The sequence below is a fragment of the Dietzia sp. Cai40 genome (genome assembly GCF_014145165.1).
Taxonomy (GTDB): domain Bacteria; phylum Actinomycetota; class Actinomycetes; order Mycobacteriales; family Mycobacteriaceae; genus Dietzia; species Dietzia natronolimnaea.
The window spans coordinates 1-5650 of record NZ_JAALEB010000477.1; the positions used below are offsets into that span (position 1 = coordinate 1).

Genomic DNA, 5650 nt, shown 5'->3' on the forward strand with positions numbered 1-5650 from the left:
GACGACGAGGCGGGCACCCGCGCGGACCAGCAGCCCCCCGCGGCGCCGACGGGCGTCCCCCTGCCCTCGGCGTCGGACCCGGTGCTCTGGCCGCAGCGCGAGGCGCTCAAGGCGGCACTGCAGTACCCGGGCCTGGCGGGACCGCTCTTCGACTCGCTCCCGGGCGAGTGCTACACCCATCCCGCCTACGCCCTGATCGCGGACGCGCTGTCCGCGGCCGGGGGGTGCGCCTCCGGCAAGAGCGGCGCGAACTGGGTGTCCGAGGTCTCCAGGGGCCTCGAGGACGACGGTCTGCAGCGGCTGGTGGGCCTCATGGCGGTCGAGACGCTCCGCGTGGCCGAGGACGCGCTGCCCCGCTACGTCTCCGGCGTGCTCGCCCGCCTACAGGAGGTGTGGGTGTCCGGCCAGATCGCGGACCTCAAGTCCAAGGTCCAGCGGATGAGTCCGGCCGCCGACCCGGAGGGGTACTCGGCGCTGTTCGGCGACCTCGTGGCGTTGGAGGAATACCGGCGCGGACTGCTCGAGCAGGCCGTGGGCGCCACGCCCGACATCGCCTGAGCTCGCGATTTGGTCCGATGGTCGCCCTCGCACTAAGGTGAGTTCTCGGTGTCCGACGTGCTCGTCGGTCACCGGCAGCAATCCCCCATAGCTCAATTGGCAGAGCATTCGACTGTTAATCGAAGGGTTTCTGGTTCGAGTCCAGATGGGGGAGCAGTAGATCAGGCCGGAGGAGACACTCCTCCGGCCTGATCCGCATTTCGGGGTTAGCCGGGCTGGAGTGTCCGGAAGTCGCCGCGGTCGAAGTCGACGCGGAACCGCCTGGAGACGATCCGCCAGCCCGCGGGGGTCCTGGTCCACAGGTCGGAGTACTCGCCGAAGCACTCGTAGCTCAGTCCGGCCTGGTCTCCCGTCCCGAGGTGAAGCACCCGCGCGTACGTCAGACTCCTCGCCCGGTCCTCGTCTCCGTCGAGCGCGAGGTGCACCCTGTGGTTGCCCAGCAGATGCTGGGAGGGGCCACACCCGCCGAGGTGGTCCCGCACCGTCCGGACGATCTGCTCCCGACCGGCCGCCCCGTACCCGGTCGCGGATTCGGTGAACAGCTCTCCCAGCCCGTCCCAGTCGCGGGTGTCCAGAGCGGTGGCGATGTCCGCCATCCGCTCGATGATCTGGTCCCTGTCACTGCTCATCACCTTTTCCTAGCAGGGATCGCCGGGCGATCTCAGCCTTCGTCGTTAACCTGGCGCCATGACCGACGCCGAAGTCACCCTCTCGACCGGCCGCGTCCGTGGGACCGAGCTCGGTGACGTCGTCCGCTTCTACGGCATCCCGTACGCCGAGGACCCGGTCGGCGAGCTGCGCTTCGCCTCCCCGGTCCGTAGAGCGCCGTGGGACGGGGTCCGTGATGCGACGAGGCCCGCCGCCACCGCCCAGAGGCTGAGGTTCGACCCGGACCCGGCGATCCCCGAGCCGATCGTCGCGGGCACCGACATCCTGCACGTGGACGTGTGGGCGCCGGCGACGGGTTCCGGGCACCCGGTGATGGTGTGGATCCACGGGGGCGGCTGGGAATCGGGGTCGTCCCATCAGCCGTGGTTCGACGGTGCGACCTTCGCCCGCCGGGGGATCATCGTGGTCTCGGTGGGCTACCGCCTGGGTGTCGAGGGCTTCACGCCGTTCCCCGACGCCCCGGACAACCGCGGGATGCTCGACTGGATCGCCGCCCTCGAGTGGGTCCGGGACGAGATCGCCGCGTTCGGCGGAGATCCCGACAGGGTGACGGTCACCGGGCAGTCGGCCGGCGGGGGAGCGGTGCTGTGCCTGTTGGGTTCACCGCCGGCGGCAGGGCTGTTCCACGGGGCGATCGCGGCGTCACCGGCGGTCCTGCGGGCCCCGGCGACCCGCCCGCCCAAGGGGATCACCGCGGAGGAGCTGGCGGCCGGGGGACGTGGCGCCGTGGACGAGTTCCATCGGCGCCTCCGGCGCGAGAACCAGTTCACGCTCCCGTTCCGTCCGGTGGTCGGAGGCGAGACGGTCCCGGCCCCTCCCCTCGAGGCGGTCGCCGCAGGCCCTTCAACGAGCGTCCCGCTGCTCATCGGTTCCACCGCGACGGAGTTCGAGGCCGTCTCGGACAAGCTCCCGGGTCCGGCGCTGGTGCCGGGGGCCGCGTTCATGGCGGTGTCCCAGCAACTCCCCAGGCAGGGGCTCAGGGCGCTGGCCCGGCAGTCGAACGGCCGGTCTCTGCGACGGAGCGTGGGCGCGGTGATCGACGCGGCCGCGATCCACTCCACGGTGGCCCGCGCAGCCGAGACCAGGGTGGCCGCCGGCGACCCGACGTGGGTGTACGACTTCTGCTGGACCGGGGGAAACGGGCCCAGGCACTGCGCCGACCTTCCGTTCTTCTGGGCCGTCCCGGACGGGGAGAACGTGGAACGCTATCTCGGTGCCCCGCCGCCGGCGGGTCTGGTCGAGGGGATGCACGACTCGTGGGTCGACTTCGTGACCACCGGCGATCCGGGTCATCCCGCCTATGAGTCGCCCGAGCGGCTGGTCATGGCATGGGACGACCCGCCCTCGCAGGTCGCCGACGGACTCTCGGCAGTGCGTGCCGTCTGGTGGCCGGAGGACCGGTGAGGGGTCTTGCTACGATTGCGCGGCACGTGCCGGTGGATGCTCCCGGCGCGTGCGGGGGGCTATAGCTCAGTTGGTTAGAGCCGCGGACTCATAATCCGCTGGTCGCGGGTTCGAGCCCCGCTGGCCCCACCATCACGACGCCGATGCGCCGACCACCCCGGGTCAGTACGCCAGACCCATCCGCAGCGCTCCGACCGCCTCCGAGAGCGCGGCGCGCGCGAGCGGGGTGGCGCCGACGGCGTTGACGAACGGGTGGACCATCGTGGAATGCCGGCGCAGCGAGACCTTGACGCCGGCGTCGGCCATCTTCCGCGCGTACGCCTCGCCCTCATCGCGCAGCGGGTCGAACCCGCCGGTGGCGACGTGCGCCGGGGGCAGGCCGGAGAAGTCCTCGGCCAGCAGCGGGGAGGCCCGCGGGTCGAGGCGGTCGTCGTCGGAACGCAGGTAGGTGTTCTCGTAGAAGTCCATGTTCTTCCCCGTGAGGAAGAAGCCCTCGCCGAACAGCTCGAACGAGCGGGTCCGCGTCGACATGTTGGTCGCGGGGACGAACAGCAGTTGGAAGTCGGGGGTCTTCTCGCCGGCGTCGCGGGTCTGTTGACACACGACCGCCGCCAGGTTCCCGCCCGCGCTGTCGCCGCCCACCGCGATGCGCGTCGGGTCGACCCCGAGGGACCCGGCGTTGTCCCGCACGTACCGGAACGAGGCCAGGGCGTCCTCGGCCGCCGTGGGGAAGAGGAACTCGGGGGCCAGACGGTAGTCCACGCTGAGAACCTTGAGGCCGCCCATCCGCGCGATGTACCGGCAGGTCGCATCGTGGGAGTCGATGCTCCCGAGCACCCACCCGCCGCCGTGGAAGAACACGAGCATCGGCAGCGCTTCGTCGCCGTGGACGGGGGAGTACAGGCGGGCGGGCAGGTCGGCCCGGGCGGTCTCGTCGCCGGGCTGATCCGTTCCGGCGAGCGGGAGGACGAGGTCCTTGACGACGGCGAGGTCGATCCGGTTCCCCGAGACGGTGTACGCCGACCGCTCCACCGTCTGGCGTGCCTGTTCGACCGGCATGTCCTCGTACTCGCCCTCGGACAACAGGGACATCACCCGGACCCCGGCCTGGAAATGCGGGTCCAGCACCTGGCCGTCGATCCTCCGGGGGGCGCCACCTGCCAGCTGGATGACCGGACCGGGTAGAGAACCAGAGGCGGTCATGGCCGCCTTGGTGAGGCGGTCGGCGATCGAGGGGCGGAAAGTCCTGTGTCCGGACATCGGTGAGCGCATTGCCACATTGTGCCGAGGATGGAGAGGATGATCGGGGAGAATCGACGAAGGGACTGGTCATGCGTTCAGATTCGGACCCGGTGGTGCACGTCGAGGGCCTGGTCAAGACGTTCGGCGCCACCCGGGCGCTCGACGGCCTGGACCTCGACGTCCGCCGCGGCGAGGTACACGGCTTCCTGGGGCCCAACGGTTCCGGGAAATCCACCACCATCAGGATCCTGCTGGGTCTGATGCGGTCCGATTCGGGACGGGTGACCCTGTTCGGCCGCGATCCGTGGCGCGATGCGGTCGACCTCCACTCCAGGCTGGCGTACGTCCCGGGGGAGGTGACGCTGTGGCCCCGCCTGACCGGCGGCCAGTGCATCGACATACTGGGACGAGCGCTGGGGGGACTGGACCCGGCACGCCGCGACCAGCTGATCGAACGCTTCCGCCTGGACCCCACCAAGCGCACCCGTGACTACTCCAAGGGGAACCGGCAGAAGGTCTCACTCGTGGCGGCCCTGGCGTCCGGCGCCGAACTGCTCGTGTTGGACGAGCCCACCTCCGGTCTGGATCCGCTGATGGAGCAGGTGTTCCAGGGCTGCGTCCGGGAGGCCGTCGACGGTGGTTCCACCGTGCTGCTCTCCAGCCACATCATGGGTGAGGTCGAGGCGCTGGCCGATCGGGTGAGCATCATCCGCGACGGCCGCACGATCAGCTCGGGCACCCTGGGCGACCTGCGCCGCCACACCACCACGGAGGTCCACGCCGTCACCGACACCGATCCCCGCGCACTGGAGACCGTGGGCGGGGTCGACGGTCTGCGGTTGGAGCGCTCCGGGGACGGGCGGTTCGACGTCCGCTGCCACGTGCCGGCAGAGCGGCTCGCCGAGGTCACGGGGATCCTGCACGCGGCCGGCATACACACCCTCACCGCCACCCCACCCAGCCTGGACGACCTCTTCCTCTCCGCCTACTCGGGCGCGGGGGCCGCAGGGGGACCCGCAGAGGCGGGCACGACCCCCGGCGGGTCGCGGTGAACTCCGCATTCGCCGGCACAGGCCTGCTGGCCCGGATCGACCTGCGGACGGGGTGGCGCTCCGCCGCCGCGTGGGTCCTCGGGCTGGTCGCGCTGTATCTGCTCACCGCCGTCTCGATAGCGGCCCTGTACGACACGCCGGAGAAGCTCGCCACCTACTCCGCCTCCCTGGGCGAGGCGATGGTGATGCTCAACGGACGTATAGCGGGGCTCGACACCCTGGGTGGGGTCATGATGAACGAGTACGCGTTCATCGCCTCCTTCGCGATCCCGATCATGGCGATCGCCCTGACCGCTCGGTCCACCCGCCGGGAGGAGGAGACCGGCAGGACGGAACTCCTCCTGTCCGCCCGGACGGGTCGGCTCGCCCCGGTCACGGCGGCCCTCGTCGTCGTCGCCGGCGTGTTCCTCCTCCTCGGCGCCGGAATCTGGGCGTCGACGCTCGCCATCCCGGTCGACCGGACCGGGGCCGCGCTCTACGCGGCGTCGATCGTCGCCACCGGATGGGTATACGCCGCTGCCACTGCCGTGTTCGCGCAGGTGGTGGCCCACAACCGCACCGTGTGGGCGACGGGCATGACCTTGGCCGGACTCACCCTCGTCCTGCGGGGGATCGGGGACACCAACGAGAACTGGGTGAGCTGGACCTCCCCCCTGGGGTGGCACGGGTTGGTCCGGCCGTTCGGGGACCCCTCCGCACTCCCGCTGGTGGTGGCCGTCGTGACG

Annotated in this window: 4 protein-coding genes, 2 tRNA genes and 2 pseudogenes; 6 read left to right on the forward strand and 2 right to left on the reverse strand. The window is 70.9% G+C overall.

Going from position 1 to position 5650, the window contains the following annotated elements; all coding sequences use genetic code 11:
* Positions 1-558, forward strand: a pseudogene (locus tag G6022_RS16060) (DNA primase); the annotation flags it as partial.
* Between the two features lie 81 nt (positions 559-639).
* Positions 640-712 (forward strand) — tRNA-Asn (locus tag G6022_RS16065).
* 52 nt (positions 713-764) lie between these two features.
* On the opposite strand, the gene G6022_RS16070 is transcribed toward G6022_RS16065, so the two are convergent.
* The gene (locus G6022_RS16070) at positions 765-1187 is read right to left on the reverse strand and encodes a nuclear transport factor 2 family protein (protein WP_182611191.1); all 423 of its coding nucleotides are present in this window, start codon (positions 1185-1187) and stop codon (positions 765-767) included.
* A gap of 58 nt (positions 1188-1245) precedes the next feature.
* On the opposite strand from G6022_RS16070, the gene G6022_RS16075 reads away from it, so the two are divergent.
* Both G6022_RS16075 and G6022_RS16080 read left to right on the forward strand, forming a co-directional pair.
* Positions 1246-2631, forward strand: a complete 1386-nt coding sequence (locus G6022_RS16075; RefSeq protein WP_182611192.1) for a carboxylesterase family protein — start codon at positions 1246-1248, stop codon at positions 2629-2631.
* Between the two features lie 55 nt (positions 2632-2686).
* Positions 2687-2763 (forward strand) — tRNA-Ile (locus G6022_RS16080).
* Between the two features lie 30 nt (positions 2764-2793).
* Here the strand turns inward: G6022_RS16080 and G6022_RS16085 are convergent.
* Positions 2794-3903, reverse strand: a complete 1110-nt coding sequence (locus tag G6022_RS16085; RefSeq protein ID WP_241730530.1) for an alpha/beta hydrolase — start codon at positions 3901-3903, stop codon at positions 2794-2796.
* 59 nt (positions 3904-3962) lie between these two features.
* On the opposite strand from G6022_RS16085, the gene G6022_RS16090 reads away from it, so the two are divergent.
* Both G6022_RS16090 and G6022_RS16095 read left to right on the forward strand, forming a co-directional pair.
* Positions 3963-4925, forward strand: coding sequence for an ABC transporter ATP-binding protein (locus G6022_RS16090; RefSeq protein ID WP_179524983.1), 963 nt, complete (start codon positions 3963-3965; stop codon positions 4923-4925).
* Positions 4922-5650, forward strand: a pseudogene (locus G6022_RS16095) (hypothetical protein); the annotation flags it as partial. The gene G6022_RS16090 and the pseudogene G6022_RS16095, both read left to right, overlap by 4 nt.